Origin of the sequence: Cohnella sp. OV330, from assembly GCF_900112065.1 — a bacterium.
Classification (GTDB): Bacteria; Bacillota; Bacilli; order Paenibacillales; family Paenibacillaceae; genus Cohnella.
In genome coordinates, this window is sequence record NZ_FOKE01000001.1 from 380,200 (window position 1) to 394,817 (window position 14,618).

The 14,618-nt window shown below is 49.2% G+C and carries 18 protein-coding genes; 6 read left to right on the top strand and 12 right to left on the bottom strand.

What is annotated here, in order from left to right; genetic code table 11:
• Positions 1-15: 15 nt before the first annotated feature.
• On the bottom strand, positions 16-717 hold the full coding sequence (locus BM235_RS01380; protein WP_090108744.1) for a hypothetical protein: 702 nt from the start codon (positions 715-717) through the stop codon (positions 16-18).
• Between BM235_RS01380 and BM235_RS01385 the strand changes: the two genes are divergently transcribed.
• The 3 genes from BM235_RS01385 to BM235_RS01395 all read left to right on the top strand — a co-directional run bounded on the left by BM235_RS01385 (position 716) and on the right by BM235_RS01395 (position 2,949).
• Entirely contained in the window at positions 716-1,141 is a 426-nt protein-coding gene (locus BM235_RS01385) for a PH domain-containing protein (protein WP_090108745.1), read from the top strand. The two genes, BM235_RS01380 and BM235_RS01385, sit on opposite strands and share 2 nt — an antisense overlap.
• A 2-nt stretch (positions 1,142-1,143) precedes the next feature.
• A complete protein-coding gene (locus tag BM235_RS01390) occupies positions 1,144-1,881 on the top strand; it encodes a hypothetical protein (protein WP_255374007.1) in 738 nt (245 codons plus the stop codon).
• 84 nt (positions 1,882-1,965) lie between these two features.
• Entirely contained in the window at positions 1,966-2,949 is a 984-nt protein-coding gene (locus BM235_RS01395; RefSeq protein ID WP_090108746.1) for an aldo/keto reductase, read from the top strand.
• Between the two features lie 307 nt (positions 2,950-3,256).
• Here BM235_RS01395 and BM235_RS32425 read toward each other — a convergent pair whose 3' ends face one another.
• Positions 3,257-3,385: a hypothetical protein gene (locus BM235_RS32425; RefSeq protein WP_255374008.1), complete on the bottom strand. Its 129-nt coding sequence runs from the start codon at positions 3,383-3,385 to the stop codon at positions 3,257-3,259.
• A gap of 92 nt (positions 3,386-3,477) precedes the next feature.
• Positions 3,478-4,491: an alpha/beta fold hydrolase gene (locus tag BM235_RS01400; RefSeq protein ID WP_090108747.1), complete on the bottom strand. Its 1,014-nt coding sequence runs from the start codon at positions 4,489-4,491 to the stop codon at positions 3,478-3,480.
• A gap of 116 nt (positions 4,492-4,607) precedes the next feature.
• Here BM235_RS01400 and BM235_RS01405 point away from each other — a divergent pair, with 116 nt between their 5' ends.
• Positions 4,608-5,498, top strand: a complete 891-nt coding sequence (locus BM235_RS01405) for a LysR family transcriptional regulator (protein ID WP_090108748.1) — start codon at positions 4,608-4,610, stop codon at positions 5,496-5,498.
• Between the two features lie 69 nt (positions 5,499-5,567).
• Here the strand turns inward: BM235_RS01405 and BM235_RS01410 are convergent, their stop codons facing one another.
• Entirely contained in the window at positions 5,568-5,954 is a 387-nt protein-coding gene (locus BM235_RS01410) for a hypothetical protein (RefSeq protein ID WP_090108749.1), read from the bottom strand.
• Positions 5,955-6,011: 57 nt separating this feature from the next.
• Positions 6,012-7,958: a peptidoglycan D,D-transpeptidase FtsI family protein gene (locus BM235_RS01415; protein ID WP_090108750.1), complete on the bottom strand. Its 1,947-nt coding sequence runs from the start codon at positions 7,956-7,958 to the stop codon at positions 6,012-6,014.
• 287 nt (positions 7,959-8,245) lie between these two features.
• Here BM235_RS01415 and BM235_RS01420 point away from each other — a divergent pair, with 287 nt between their 5' ends.
• Entirely contained in the window at positions 8,246-8,668 is a 423-nt protein-coding gene (locus BM235_RS01420; RefSeq protein WP_090108751.1) for a VOC family protein, read from the top strand.
• Positions 8,669-8,742: 74 nt separating this feature from the next.
• Here BM235_RS01420 and BM235_RS01425 read toward each other — a convergent pair whose 3' ends face one another.
• The 7 genes from BM235_RS01425 to BM235_RS01455 form a co-directional block, all read right to left on the bottom strand.
• Complete coding sequence (locus BM235_RS01425) at positions 8,743-9,168, bottom strand: SRPBCC family protein (RefSeq protein ID WP_090108752.1); 426 nt, start codon at positions 9,166-9,168, stop codon at positions 8,743-8,745.
• A gap of 75 nt (positions 9,169-9,243) precedes the next feature.
• On the bottom strand, positions 9,244-10,320 hold the full coding sequence (locus tag BM235_RS01430) for a sigma-70 family RNA polymerase sigma factor (protein ID WP_369803448.1): 1,077 nt from the start codon (positions 10,318-10,320) through the stop codon (positions 9,244-9,246).
• Between the two features lie 819 nt (positions 10,321-11,139).
• Positions 11,140-11,790 (bottom strand): hypothetical protein, encoded by a 651-nt coding sequence (locus BM235_RS31550; protein WP_143106611.1) that lies wholly within the window; start codon positions 11,788-11,790, stop codon positions 11,140-11,142.
• Complete coding sequence (locus BM235_RS01440) at positions 11,787-12,101, bottom strand: hypothetical protein (protein WP_090108755.1); 315 nt, start codon at positions 12,099-12,101, stop codon at positions 11,787-11,789. The genes BM235_RS31550 and BM235_RS01440 overlap by 4 nt, the downstream gene beginning before the upstream one ends.
• A 1-nt stretch (position 12,102) precedes the next feature.
• On the bottom strand, positions 12,103-12,798 hold the full coding sequence (locus BM235_RS01445; RefSeq protein ID WP_090108756.1) for a hypothetical protein: 696 nt from the start codon (positions 12,796-12,798) through the stop codon (positions 12,103-12,105).
• Positions 12,795-13,331, bottom strand: a complete 537-nt coding sequence (locus BM235_RS01450) for a hypothetical protein (protein ID WP_090108757.1) — start codon at positions 13,329-13,331, stop codon at positions 12,795-12,797. Before BM235_RS01450 ends, BM235_RS01445 begins: the two co-directional genes overlap by 4 nt.
• 204 nt (positions 13,332-13,535) lie before the next feature.
• The gene (locus BM235_RS01455) at positions 13,536-13,817 is read right to left on the bottom strand and encodes a hypothetical protein (RefSeq protein ID WP_090108758.1); all 282 of its coding nucleotides are present in this window, start codon (positions 13,815-13,817) and stop codon (positions 13,536-13,538) included.
• Between the two features lie 464 nt (positions 13,818-14,281).
• Between BM235_RS01455 and BM235_RS01465 the strand changes: the two genes are divergently transcribed.
• Entirely contained in the window at positions 14,282-14,530 is a 249-nt protein-coding gene (locus BM235_RS01465; protein WP_158543650.1) for a helix-turn-helix domain-containing protein, read from the top strand.
• Positions 14,531-14,618: the final 88 nt, after the last annotated feature.

Below are 14,618 nucleotides of genomic sequence, written 5' to 3' on the forward strand. Positions count from 1 at the left end.
AGGACGCGTGTTCGTTTAATTTAACGATAAGGTTTTCGTTGTTCCTTGCACTCGAAACTGAATAGTAGACTCGTCTATCCAATTTACATTTTGAATTCCCGTATACTTTTCGTCGTGCTTGAGCACGAAGTTGAAATCGTCAGATTTAATATGGCGAAGCAGCAGTCGATTTGAGGACCTCTGATAAACTTCAAAAAAATAACGGCTCTCCCCTAACGTTGCAGTCCGATAACGGAGCACCAACGAATGCTCATGCTGAGGAGAATCAAAATACTGATCGTTCCATTGCGGAAGCGCGTAATGCGCATACAGATACAACCCCAGCCCGACACATATGCCAACTGGCATGGAGACGATCAGGATCGCCTTTGCCCAGCTATGGGAGAGAGAAAATAAAAGCAGGATGACAAAATGTACGAGTATCAGCGACAACACATTGCTTTCATTAAAAAAGAATAAAACATAGTCGTTCAAAAATAAGATCAGTAAAGCGGCATCCATGAGCATCATCGATAGAAGCGAAACGAGAAAAACGATTTTATAAGTTCGATTTCCAGTCCCCTTGTACACGCGATTCCCCCGTCCAAACTTTAGCTTGCAAAACGCCAAAAGCTCGCCATTCCCATTATATATGAATGATTTACCATTTGAGGAGGGTTTTAGCGAAGCTGCGCCGAATTGTGTATCCATCTCAACCCTAAGGGGGTCTTCGTTCATGGGTCTTTTCAGCGGATTATTCAACAACTACTCGGAAGTGTCGGTCCAGGAGCTGCAGGAGAAATACGGCGCTTATCTGACGCCGAACGAGACGATCCAGACCGGATTCAAGCTGATTCGGGACGCCTTCGTGTTCACGGACGAACGTCTGATTCTGATCGATCATCAAGGCGTGACCGGCAGCAAAACAAGAGTCGTGTCGATTCATCTGGACGCGATCTACGAGGTAACGATGGAGACGGCGGGTACCGGATTCGACGACAGCGAAGTGACGATCCACTATATTACTTCTCCTTATCACAAGAGCAACAATATTTCAGTCGCTTCGTACAAGTTTGAATTCGGCAAAAAGTTTAACGCGCAGCCGATCTACATGACCTTGATGTCCATCGCCATTGCCAATAACAAACGGTTGAACGGTTGATTGTGCAGATCATCAAACGGCTGGTCGTGACCCTTTGTCTGCTGTCAGCGATGCTGACCGCTTCAGGCTGCGGATTGAAGGATTCGCTGGCCGGCATGCTCGGCGTAAAATGTCACGCCGATGTCGATTGGGTCGACTTTCTCATGCTGAACGGTATAATGTACACGGCCAATATCGAAGGGACAAAGGACGTCTCCCAAGGTATGCAAGGAGAGAAGGTCGGCGAGGTCTCGTATATGCTGGATGAGCATGCCTGTACGGACCATAAGAATAAGAACGGCGATGCTGCTTATCTGCCGATCGGCACGGCGATCTATGCGATGAACGGCTATAAGCCGTCGTACCGCGTCATGGCGAACGGCAAAGTGTATGAGGCCCGCAGCAATCCGAATGCGAAAACGATCGGCGACCTGTGGGACATCGACGGAAAAATTGCAAAGGTCAGCCTAGAGAGCGGCACGGACGGCAGCCCCATCGGCGACTTCACGCCTGAAGCATCGGCTGTCTTCGCCAAGGATTTACCGCGACTGACGCTGGTCGGCAACGATTCGATCCGCAAAGACAACAAGCCCGAATACGGCATCTTCCTGCGGGTTCATCTTCAGGACGGCACGTCCTTCCGCATGGTCTTCTACGAGAACGCGAACGCCTTCACGGCGGGCGCCTATGGCACCGAAGCGATGAAGACGGCCATCGTCAGCGAGCGAACGCGGATTAAGAAGGCGGCGGGGCTGATGTAGCCGGAGCCTGATAGCGCATTCAACCATCCGTCTGCTACAATACGGTGGATATAACTTCACGCATAGACAACGGAGGATGAACACATGAATCTACGTCCGCTCGGCAAAACGGGCTTGCAGGTTAGCGAGGTCAGCTTCGGTACATGGGCGATCGGGGGCTCATGGGGGCAGACGAACGATGCGGAGTCGCTCCGCGCCTTGGACAAGGCGATGGACGAAGGCGTCAACTTCTTCGATACGGCCGACGTATACGGCGACGGCAAGAGCGAGCGGCTGCTCGCCCGCGCCACCAAAGGCAAGGAAGACAAGATCCACGTGGCCACGAAATTCTGCCGTCAGGGCGATATCCACGACCCGCAGACCTATTCGGAGCGGCAGGTGCGCCAGTGGTGCGAGGACAGCCTGAAGCGTCTGGAACGCGATTCGATCGATCTGTATCAGATCCACTGCGCGCCGTTCGAGATCCTGAAGCAGGGCGCCGTGTTCGAGGTGCTGGACAAGCTGCAGCAGGAAGGCAAGATCCGCGCTTACGGCGTCAGCGTCGAGACCGTGGAGGAAGGCCTGTTCTGTCTGGAAAAGTCGGGCGTGCAGGCGCTGCAGATTATCTTCAACCTCTTCCGGCAGAAGCCAATCGCAGAGCTCCTCCCCCGCGCGGCAGAGCGCGGCGTCGGCCTGCTCGTTCGGCTGCCGCTCGCCAGCGGTCTCCTGACCGGCAAGTTCACGGCAGATGCTTCCTTCGAAGCCGAAGACCACCGCAGCTTTAACCAGAACGGCGAAGCCTTTAACGTCGGCGAGACGTTCGCGGGCCTCCCCTTCGCCAAAGGCGTAGAGCTCGCATCCCAGCTCGGCTGGATCGCCGAAGGCCGCGACAACATGACGCGTGCATCGCTCCGCTGGCTGCTGGATTTCAAAGAGATCACCTGCGTGATCCCGGGGTTCAAGAACGTTCGTCAGGTCGAGGACAACCTTGGCGTACTGGCTACGAAGCCGTTTAGCGAGGAAGAGCACGAGCGGCTGCGACAGTTTTACCGGGAACAAGTGAGTGAACATATTCGGGGTGCTTACTAAAGCTAGTCCAGCACAGCGTAAATCAATAGTCGATTAAAAGTGAAGGGGCCTACATGGGGCTATCGCGCAAAAGTACACGATCGAGAGCCGCACCCGTTCGTCGTGCCGCCTATCGCGCAAAAGTGCAGCATTTTTACCCGAAACAACCGGTTTCTCGCTTAAGCAGACGAGCTATCGTGCACTTTTGAGCGATAGATCGCAAAATACCTCCAGACCCGCCTTGGATGATGCACTTTTGCAGGATAGCACTAGATGGGAATAGGCACTCATGCCACAGCGGATCCGCCATATGGAGATCCGCTGCATTTTACTTATTGATGTGATTCAGTCCCTCTAGCTCTCTTACTCTCTCCTCTAATTGGACGATTCTTTTATTCATTTTACCGATTACCGGCACGCCAAATACAAGGATTAAAATAAACAAGACCACGGCCATACTCGACACCTCCCATTCAGATTCGCTTTAGCCTTAAACGAAAAACAGAGCCGAGACGATATACGTTTCAGCTCTGCGTTCGTTCCGCTGTGTCACTGACGAAGCGCCAACAAGGCTTTGAGGTTATCATTGATAAATTGATTGTCTGCACCGTTGATGCCGCGACCGGCAAAATGGCCCCAGATCGACGCGATCGGTTTAAAAACGGCATGCGGCATACGCTCAGTCTCGTACTTGTTATCTTCCGCCGGACAGAAGAGATCCGTGCTCCCCGGCATGACGTAGGCAAGCGCTTGAATGCTTCCGAGCGCCTTGTCGAAATCCCCGTTATAGGCAGGGTTCGCGCTAATGTCTGCACGTATGCCCGTCCCTAACATCGCCAGGACATTGTGCGGATCCATTTTCATAAAGCTATCTTCCCAGACGCCGGTCATAAAATCCGCCACCGAGTCAAAGCCCAGCTCGCGATAAAGCCCCTCTCTGTAAAACGCCTGCGATAACCCCCAACCCGCATAAACCCGGCCAACGGCGCGCATGTCGGCCGCAGTCAACTGGTTCAGCTTGCTTGTATCGAAGCCGGCGGCCGCCAGGAGCGGAGCTTTCACTCCCTCCAGGACCAAGTACGTTTGAGGCCAAGTCTTGGCCATGCCGGCGATCGGCGCGATTCGCTCCACGATATCCGGATAACTCGCCCCCCACTGGAAAGCTTGAATCCCTCCCAAGGACCATCCCACGACGAGCGCGATCTTTTGAATGCCGAACTTCTCGGTCACCAGCCGATGCTGAAATTGAACGTTGTCATAGACGGTGACCTGCGGAAAGTTAGCCTTGTCGAATGGCGGAGGCGTGTTAGTAGGAGAGGAAGATAGCCCGTTGCCCAGCAGATTCGGAACGATAATGAAGTATTTCTGCGGATCCAGCGCCATGCCCTCTCCGATCAACCACTCATTCTGAACATGCTGGTCGCCAAATGCAGTCGGATAAACGATGACATTATCTTTCTGTTCGTTCAACCGGCCGTATGTCTTATAAGCGAGAAAAGCGTCTGGCAACGTAACCCCCGATTGTAAAGTGACGTCACCCAAATCAAAAATGTCATAATCCATCGTAAGATCGCTCCCTTCTTGTCGTTAGTATAGATCCGTGATACGATCAAGAAAAGTGAATACAATTCAAAGTTATATTCAGTATTATTGAAAGTAAAAAAGGGGGGGATCGTACGATGGAGTTGCGTCAGCTTAACACGTTCCGAACGGTCGCATCCACTTTAAATTTCAGTCGGGCCGCGGAAGCGCTGAACTACGTCCCCTCCAACGTCACGATGCAAATGAAGGCCTTGGAGGACGAGCTCGGCATTCGTCTCTTTGATCGCTTGGGCAAGCAGCTCGTGCTCACGACGGAGGGCAAACGCTTTTTAACGCATGTCCATGACGTTCTCGACAAATTGGACGAAGCGCGCAGCGCCGTTCATGACAATGAAAATCTAACCGGCACCCTGACGGTCAGCGCCAATGAGGTGGTTTGCGCCTACCGGCTGCCGGCCGTCTTCAGGCGGTTTCGTTCACAGTATCCGGGCGTGCGCCTGATCTTCCGCTCCGTGCCGAATCTAGCGCTCAAGCAGGCGCTCTTCGAGGGAACCGCGGATGTCGTCTTTATCTTGGACGAACCCGTTCGCTCAAGCGGACTCGCCGTCGAACCGTTGGTGGAAGAGACCTTCCGTCTCTTCGCTGCGCCGGACCATCCGCTCGCGACACGAACCGCGCTGCAGCTGGACGATTTTCACGGAGAAGTGTTCCTGACGAATGAAAAGGGCTGTCCCTATCGAACCATGTTCGACCGGTCCTTCGAGAAAGAGGGCATCGACAGCATCACCTACTTGGAGTTTCAAAGCGCTGAAGCGATTAAACAATGCGCGATCTCGGGCATCGGCATCGCCTTTCTACCGGAGATCGTGACCGAAGCCGAAGTCGAACGAGGCGATCTTGTCGCTCTCCCCTGGCAAATTCCGGACTTGCACGTGTATACGCAGATGCTGTGGCATAAAGACAAGTGGCTGTCGCCGATCATGATGGGTTTTATAGAGGCAGCAAGGGAGGTTGCGCGGAGGGTGTAGTGCTTGTTAAGCTAAATCGAAATAGGCGCTCAAGCAGCAGCGGATCCGCCATAAGGGGATCCGCTGCATTCATTTCCGAGCATCCGAAAGATCGACCACATTATCATTTACGTCGTAGACAATGTAGTGTCGATTCCAAATTTGTCTGGTCGTAACGAGCGCTTCTTGATTGGCTTTCTTAAAATAATAACCGGATCCCTCTTGGAATTCGAAGGTCCAACCTTCACTTTTCATTCGTTCTTTGAGGAGTTCTTGACCATTTCCGTTTTTAACTTTAGTCAGATACTCCCCTTCAGCTTCCATACGGACAATAGATTGATCTGATGTATTTAGCAGCCATATGAGCTTTACGTTTTTGTATCCGACATAGTTAATAATGAGGCCAGCAAATAGTAGGAGAAGAATGACAAGGCCTAGCATACTGAATAGAGGCCATTTCCAACGTTTCCTCCGCATTACGCCCCCCCCTTTATTTGAGCCCTTGATCATGATCCATATTGGAATCAAGCTAGGCTACTGTGCCTGATCCATCGTCCCGACCGGCGGCCTTGGACCCGCATCCGTCAGGCCGACCTCGGCATCGTACGCATCGAAAATCTTGCGCGCGATCGGCGCCGCGCCCCAGCCGCCGTAGCCTCCATCCGGCACGATGACCGCGACAGCGAGCTTCGGCTTGTCCTGCGGGGCGAAAGAAATGAAGACGGCGTTCTCGACGAACTTGCGCTTGCCGACGCCCTGCTGCTGGGACGTACCGGTCTTGCGATAGAAGTCATACCGCACGCCGTCGAAGCCTTCAACCTTGACCTGTGCCATGCCGTCTTCGATCGTCTTCCAATACGAATTCGGCAGCTTGATCTCGTTCAGCACCTCGGGCTTCATCTTCGTCACGACGTTGCCGTCCGCATCGGTCGTATGATCGACGAGCAGCGGCTTCATCCGTTTGCCGTGGCTCGCGAGCGTCGCCGCGTACTGCGCCAGTTGCAGCGCCGTGTATTTGCCCTGTTGGCCGAACGAAGCGTAGATCATCGCGGACTGAGGGCTGTCCCGCGTCGCACTCTTGAAGTAATCCACAATACCGGGCATTTCCAATGGCAGCCCGCTGCCGGTTTTCACGCCTAGCCCGAACGCCTTCATATGCTTGTCCCAGATGTCGACGCTTTTTTTCCCATAGCGCAGATACAGCTCGTTGCCTATCATTTTAGCCATATAAGCGTTCGACGACTTGGCGATCGCCCTCGTCGGCGTAAGCAAGCCGTTGGAGGCGCGTCCCGCATTCTGAACCTCAGCCTGATCATCGCGGCCGAACTTGAAGTACCCCGGGTCCGTCCATGTAGTTGAAGTCGTGATCACCTTTTCCATCAAACCAGTCAGGATCGTCAGCGGCTTCTGCGTCGAGCCCAACGGCACAAGCGACGTCGGATGCTGCGAACGTTCCTTAGGATCGGCGTACGGCGGGAACACCTCACGGATCGCTCCGTTGCCCATCAACTGCGTGATCGCATCCAGCTCTTTCTGGCTGATCCCGCCCTGCCAGATGTTAGAATCGTAATCCGGCATGCTCGCCATCGCCACCACCCTGCCCGTCTCCACCTCCATCGCGACCGCATATCCCGTCGTCGGCTGCGCATCTCTGAGCGTCTTGGCCGTCGAAGCGCGGGTCGTCGCGATCTGATCGAGAATGGCTTGCTGCGCGGTGAGCTGTACTTTGCGATTAATCGTCAGATACAGGTTCTGCCCTTTGACCGGCTTCGTCAGCTTCATGTCGCCGACGATCCGGCTCATGCTGTCGATTTGATAAGATTTATAACCGTTACGCCCACGCAGCTCCTTCTGGTACATCAACTCGATGCCGTCGTAACCGACCTCCTCGGAATCCAGATACTTAAGCGTGGGATCCGATTGATCCGCGTTAATTTCTTTGTAAAAATCCAGATTCACCTTGGCTCCCTTCATCTTGTTCATGTAGCCGACCAATTGAACGGCGACTCGGTCGGGGCTGTATTGGCGAATGCTCTCCTCCACGATCTCCACATCGGGATACTCGTCACGGTGCTCGCTAAGATAGGCGATCTCTTCTTTTGACAGTCCCGATTTGATCCGCCGTTGCTGGAATGGCAGATGCGTTATGCCATCAATGTCCATAGCCTCGATAACGTCCTCAGTCGTCAACGGCTTGGAGCTCGTTTCGCCTTTTTCGTTAAACAGCTTCACGAGTTTTGCAGCCAGCGCTTCCGCCGCTTTTTGCTTAAAACCTGTTTTGAAAGTAAAATATAGGGACTGCGTTGAGGTCGAGTATGCAATCTGGTGTCCCGCGGAATCGTAAATATCGCCGCGGATGGGCGGGATGGATACGCCCTTCGTGATCATGCGCGTCTGGCGCTCCTCGAGACTCGGACCCTCGACGAGCTGCCCATAAGCAAGACGCACGATTAGCCAGGAGAACAGGAAAAAGGTAACCATGAAAAAGACATTTAACCTGATACTGAATTGGCGACGGTTTCGAAGTACTTTTTTCTGATGTTCTTCGGTTTTATTGTCAATTTCCAAATCGTCCCCTCATTCCGGCACTTGATATCCACCCTTTAATTGTCATATATTGAGACGAATTCCTTTTTAGAGAGGTTCAATCTTTAATCAAGTTTCTTTTCTTCCGATTCAACTAGACCGATGAATTTCTTAATCAGCTGTCGTCTATATAAACGAAGGCACTAATGACAACAACAATATAACGAAGAGGTGTTTTGAAAATGGCATTAACGTCCACATTCACGAGCTTGAACCTGCATGTTAAAAACGTAGCACAATCGAAGGCTTTCTTCACCGGACTCGGATTCGAGATCAACCCGCAATTCCCCGAGAATGAGAATGCGGTAGCCATCTTCATCGGCGACAACCTGCAGGTCATGTTGATCAACCAGGCATTCTTTACCACGCTCACGGAGCGGGAAATCGTAGATACGAGCAAGTATGCGCAACTGACGATCGCACTCGCCTTCGAGAGCCGGGAAAAGGTTGATGAAATCGTGAATACCGCGGTCTCCTTGGGCGGGAAATTGCACGCCGAACCTGAGGATCATGGGTTTATGTATCATTGGGGTTTCGTGGATTTGGACGGCCATCTGTGGGCCATCAACTACATGAACGCGGATACGGCCCAAGGTCAAGGATAACGGAGAGCACGGCTCGTATTTGGAAGCAAAATGAAAGACGCCGGGCACCTTCCCCGGCGTCTTCTTCGCGATGCTTAGTTTTGTTCGGTATAGGCTTTGAAATTATCCATAATCGCTTGCCAGCCTGCTTGCTGGAACTCGACGGGGTGGCTGCTGTCCGCGTCGAACGTTTCAATGACCTTCGTCTCGTTCCCTTGATCGACGAATGCGATATCCACTCTTCTCTCGTCTCCGAGGGCATAGCCGATCGCCTCATGGTGATTCACGACGTCATACTCGCCGGCAAAATCAAAGCCCATGCTGCCATCCTTCGCTTCCATCCGTGTCGAAAACTTGCCGCCGACCCGCAGATCGTTTTCGGCCCTTGGCGCATGCCAGTCCTCGGACGCTTGATTCCACTTCGTGATATGAACCGGCTCGGTCCAATAGCGCCATACCTTCTCGATAGGAGCTTGAATGACGGCTTGCACGGTTACTTTCGTCGGTTGATTCGTTTCCATTTAAATGGACACCTCTCTCATGATATTCGTCGTTTGGTTGTTCTCAATGATATAGACGTAGGCCGATGACCAAATTCATCGGTCGATTCGCTCAGGCAGCCCAAATCTCGAAAATAATTTCGTATTGATAAAGTTTTGAACGTGCAGAATTTGATTTTCTTTGGTTTCGATGACGTGGATGCCCCAAGGCACCAGGCCTGAGTCCTCTTTGCCCGGCATATACTGGGCCAGCGCCGGATAACCGCCATTCACCGTAACGGGCACAAATCGCGAACCCTCGCAATGCCAGCGCGTAAGCGAATAGAAGGCAGACAAATCGTCCTTGCCGCGGATCCACATCTCAAAGGGCGGCATCGACATGCAGCCTTCCTCGTGGAACAACGCGACGAGCGCAGTAATATCGAATTGCTCGAAGGCTTCCACATACCGGGACAGCAGCTGCGGCTCCGGCTGAACGTCCATGCTGCTGAGCTGATCGGAACGAAGCTGCGCCCGGTCCATCGTCTCTCGGGCTCGCTGCAAGGCGCTGTTCACCGCTGCGGGCGACATCGCCAACGTCTCCGCGATTTGCTTGGACGACCATTCGAATACATCCTTCAAAATGAGTACCGCGCGTTGACGCGGAGGCAAGGTCTGCAGGAGAGCGATGAAGCACAGTTGAAGCGTGTCTCTGCGGACGAGCCGATCCTCCGGATTGCCTCCAAAATCGGGAGACGGCCAGATCCAGGCGGCGGCCGGCTGCGTGTCGCGCGGCTCGACGATAGCGGCGGCCGGGTCGAACAGATCGACGGGAAGCGCGCGGCGCTTGGATTGTCTCAGCTTGTCCAAGCACAGGTTGGACGCAATGCGGTAGACCCAAGTTTTGAACGAGGCGTCCTGTCTGAACGTACTCCAGCTCTGCCAGACCCGAATACTCGTCTCCTGAACGGCATCGTCCGCATCGTCCATGGAGCCCAGCATCCGGTAACAGAACGAGGTTAAGCCCGGCTTCAAGCTTGCAAATAAAGGTTCGTCAAATGCGGTCTCGTTCATCGCGGCCTCCCTTAACGATCTCCCCGAAGGGCTACCTTCAGTATAATTCAAGGGGGCGGAGAGGCTCAATTGAATTCGTAGGCGGGAGCTTGAGGCCTTTCCGTGCATCATTATTGACATAATCTTGTTCGAAGAGCCAAAAGCGGCCCTCTTTCATTTCAATCTACAGAATCCTCAAAAAGTTCTCCTTCACCCTCAACTCCACACAAGACCTTAAGTACCTCCCGCCAATCACTTCAATTGACAATTCGTCGTAGCTAATAATATGCGTTGATGCTTCCAAGTCGCCTTGAATCCAGATTTCAACCATTTTTTCGTTTTGAATGCATGATTCGAGTTTCTCGTTCGTTGTGAGGGGTATATACCGTTTTAACATTAATGAATCCTCCTTTGATTGAACGTCAAAAAGCACGCGTAAATAGAGAGGACTGGGCCTCATCTGAATACGCGTGCTTCGCGTTGAATTACAGGATAATCTTAACTCATTTCCTGTGAATTTACAAAGGCTTTAACTTATTGTATTCCCGCTACACCGTACTGAACTTGTTTGTTTTGCCTTCTCAAAGTACTCTCTCGGATTACCGTTCTATTCTAGGATGTGCCTGACATTTAAATGTAAGATACCGCTTATTCACAAGCCTCAATTGATGCCGTGAACGAACAGTAGCAAATCGAGTTTGTTGACGACAAAACTTTCTTCATCCCGTCTACTTTTCGCTTCTGACGTAACGGTTGTACGAATTCCATGCTCTCAACTCCCCATTTTTCATAAAGCCAGCAGCACAGTAGCATATGTCCACTTAGGATGTCCAGCCCGGCTTTAAAACAACAGAAAGAGCCGAGGACCCTTGATGCACTTGGGTTTCAGCTCATTCTACCATTTGACAAAATGTGAATATGTCAACTTCTAATTTTTCTTGGCAAGCAACGTAGTGGTCATTAAATCGCGTCTTGCATTACAACTTCTTGAACTCTATTGATTATTGTATGCCCGATCCATATCCTAAATTCTTCTCTTTTCTCGTCATTCCAGCGACCTTCATCTCGCGCTTGTAAATAAGCTGCTAATAGATCGGGAAGAACTTTTGTGTAAACCAGGTAAGTTAACATTACCTTCCGATGTTCATCCATAAACCTATTTGCAAATACACCTTCATATTCATAATCCTTTAGCTCCACATTCCCCGATTCCCCGATTGTTAGTGGTAATCTTTCTTGATTGTATTGTATGCATAAACTGAGCGCCTTGAACGGATCACCAGTAAACAAGAATGCAAGGGTTCCTAGAAGAGCTGCAATTCTCTCTCCGTCGCCAGACAATCGGTGGACAGCATCTTGGGTTGTACCGTTAAATCCTGTCCATGACCGTATCCTGATATTGGCGTTTAATCTACCATCTTCTCTAGTAAAACAGTTCAACAACCAATAAAATAAATCCCTGCTCAATCTAAAATCTGCAGGATATACTTCCACATTTCCCCATTGATCAGCAGGAAATAGATCATCGCAGAAGACATTGATTTTTGCACTTGACGGCATCAAAGGTGCAGCGTAAACCCCTTCTCCCTTTTGAAAGAAAATTGTGTTCACTGCAGTGACATTAACTCGATCCAATTTATTGGGAAGTAGTACTCCATTTGAGAACCACTTATCTCTTTGTTTCTTGCGTTCATTGTAACCTTGTGCATAAAGTAGCTTACTCCTTCTTGTGTTCCAGCAGTAAGCTGACTTACTTGCATTTGAAAATTCGGTATTTCTCTCCAACCTTTTTCTAAGAGTTCTTCTTCTGGCCAATCATCATGATTAACTGCTTGATCTAGAACTCTTGAATTCTCAAGCAAGCTCTGCAATGCTGTAAGAGAATTTACGTCAGAAAACTTGACCACTTGTAGTTGAAACACTTTAATTCTCCTTTTCCAAGTGCACATCTAGTTTTTCTATTTCAACCGCTACCGCTAACTTTAATAAGCAGATTAACAAAAAGTTCAAAAGGTTATTTCCTCTATATACTCTAAACTCTGGTACAAAAGCACCTCGATTGACTGAAGTATTTTTAATAGTAAAGTAAAAGTTATGAGTCATGGAAACTTCATTTTGTAAGCTACCGATTAATGGGCCAATGTTTATCAAGAGATTTTGATTGGCTTTCTCCATATAATCTTGATCTACTTCACAATCAACTTTAAAAATGTTGTTCCAATGGAGCACTATCAGATGCGATACTCTGGCAGCCGTAACTATTCTCCAAAAGTTGTTTTTATAATCAATATCGATCTTAAGTACTAACTTTTTGAGACTTCCTGTATTTGCATTATACATTATCTCATTCTTACCAATTTTATTCAATGGGTCGCTAACTTTTAGCAGGACTTTTACAGGCCTTTTAAATTTAGACCAAATTTTTCCAAATATGTTGAGCAAGGCCACAATTACAGCCACGTTAATTGCGGCTTCAACAGTTTCGGGATTTTTAGAGTGTATGGTCCAATGGAAGTGTTTGGCCAATAAACTATAGGGATGAAAGTTGAGAACCCAAACAAAGAAGAGGGCAAGTGGAGTGATAAGTACTGAAAGCAGAAACTTTATTGTCTTAATCATTGACGACTTTGCACCTCATCAACGAATGAAGTGAGCAAACCGCCAAGTTCATTAATTTCATGTTCATCTTCGATATCAATAATACCGTTATTATAAAGAGTGTAGCCATTCCCTTGGTAGCTAAGAAAAAATAATTTGCGAGGTATGGAGTGTAAGTCTTTGTTGTATTGATCAAACTGTTCCTTGATTACGGACAAGTTATTGTCATTTATGGATTCATTTGACACCAATTCAAACTTCCTGTTAAACAGCTCCTGATCTTCTTCATTCAACGGAGGATCAAACTCGACGCTTTTCACCTTAAAATTATAGTCAAGCAGTTTTTTAATAATTGCAAAGAAATCATTCGGTGGCAATGTGAATTGCTCCATACCTAATGCATCAGCCTTATTAATCAAGTCGAAGTAACTATTTGGTTTGTTGTAGTTATACTTGCTTATGAGGAAGTTGGACGAATTAAAAAAGTGCTCCAACTCATAAGGGATTGTTTTACCATTTGGATTTGTAAATATCTTTCCAAGCTCGTTATTCATAAGACACCCCACAGAGACTTCTAATTCAATAATACTAATGATGGTTAATTTAAACTATAGCAAAGAGAGTCGTAATATGAGTTATTGTGTCGCAATGTGTCGAATCTGCGAATTGACACAATATACTTAATTTATGCTATTGCAAAGACGATTATCCCCAACTAAAGCCCCCAATGGGTGGCTTCTGTAAGTATCAATGTTCAGCTACGGACGTACATCAGCCATCAGCGCCGAAGCCAACTGAGCACCATCCTTCACGCCCTCCATATACAGAAGCTCATTCTCGAGTGCTCTCCTGAAGAAATGGAGATCTTCCCATACCATATATCTGGCCAACTGTACCGCATCCATGCCGCCGTACAAAGACGCGAATGCCTTCTGCTCCTCGACGCGTGCCTGTTGTAGTTCCGGATCTGTATCGCTGCGGACAGCGACCTCATCGAGCCGCTGCTGCATGGCATTTCGAAACCATGCCGGAACCTCCATACCCATCTTCCTCTCCGAACTTCAATTTATTTGCGCAGTCGTTCTTCACGCCCAGCCTTCCTCTTATGCAATTGAACGATCAGCTCGTCCACCTTCCGACTCTGCGCCTGCACCGCTTCATTCATATACAATGGTATCCCCTGCTCCAACGAACGCCGCCCTACCTCGTTTAACTTTCGCTTTTCCTCCTCATACTGATGGAGTAAGTGAAGCATGGTGGCCCTCCCTATGACTAAAATTATAAGCGGAATAAGTGCTGTTTTAATTCGGTACCCGCATTAAACGAAATAAACCATTATCGACGCTCAGTACACGGACCATATAACGGTGACGTGTAGTTCCTCTCTCGGCAAGATAAGTTAAGGCATTTCGCAATAAATGTAATTTAAATACACTTTGTTGAATACTTTATCTGTTGTGGTTAGTATAGCAAATTGATAATGGACAGAAAAGGAGTAATTTCCTTGAACGATAACCCCATTATCATTAAGCAAATCATTGGAAAAACCGTAAAGGCACTCAGAATAAAGCAAGGCATGAGCCAAGAGGATCTAGCGCAGGAATGCGATGTGGATCGATCTTATATCTCCATGATTGAGGTCGGCAGAAATGAGCCTTCAGTAACGAAGATTTTCGACCTTTGTAAAGGTCTAAAGATAAAGCCTTCAGATTTTTTCAAAATGATCGAAGGCGAATACGAACGAGAACAATAATAGAGCTGAGACGACTCAGCTCTGTTATTTAATGTCCTATATTATCTATAAATTTTTTTTAATGTTATTCCTCGTAGGTTTTTGTCGA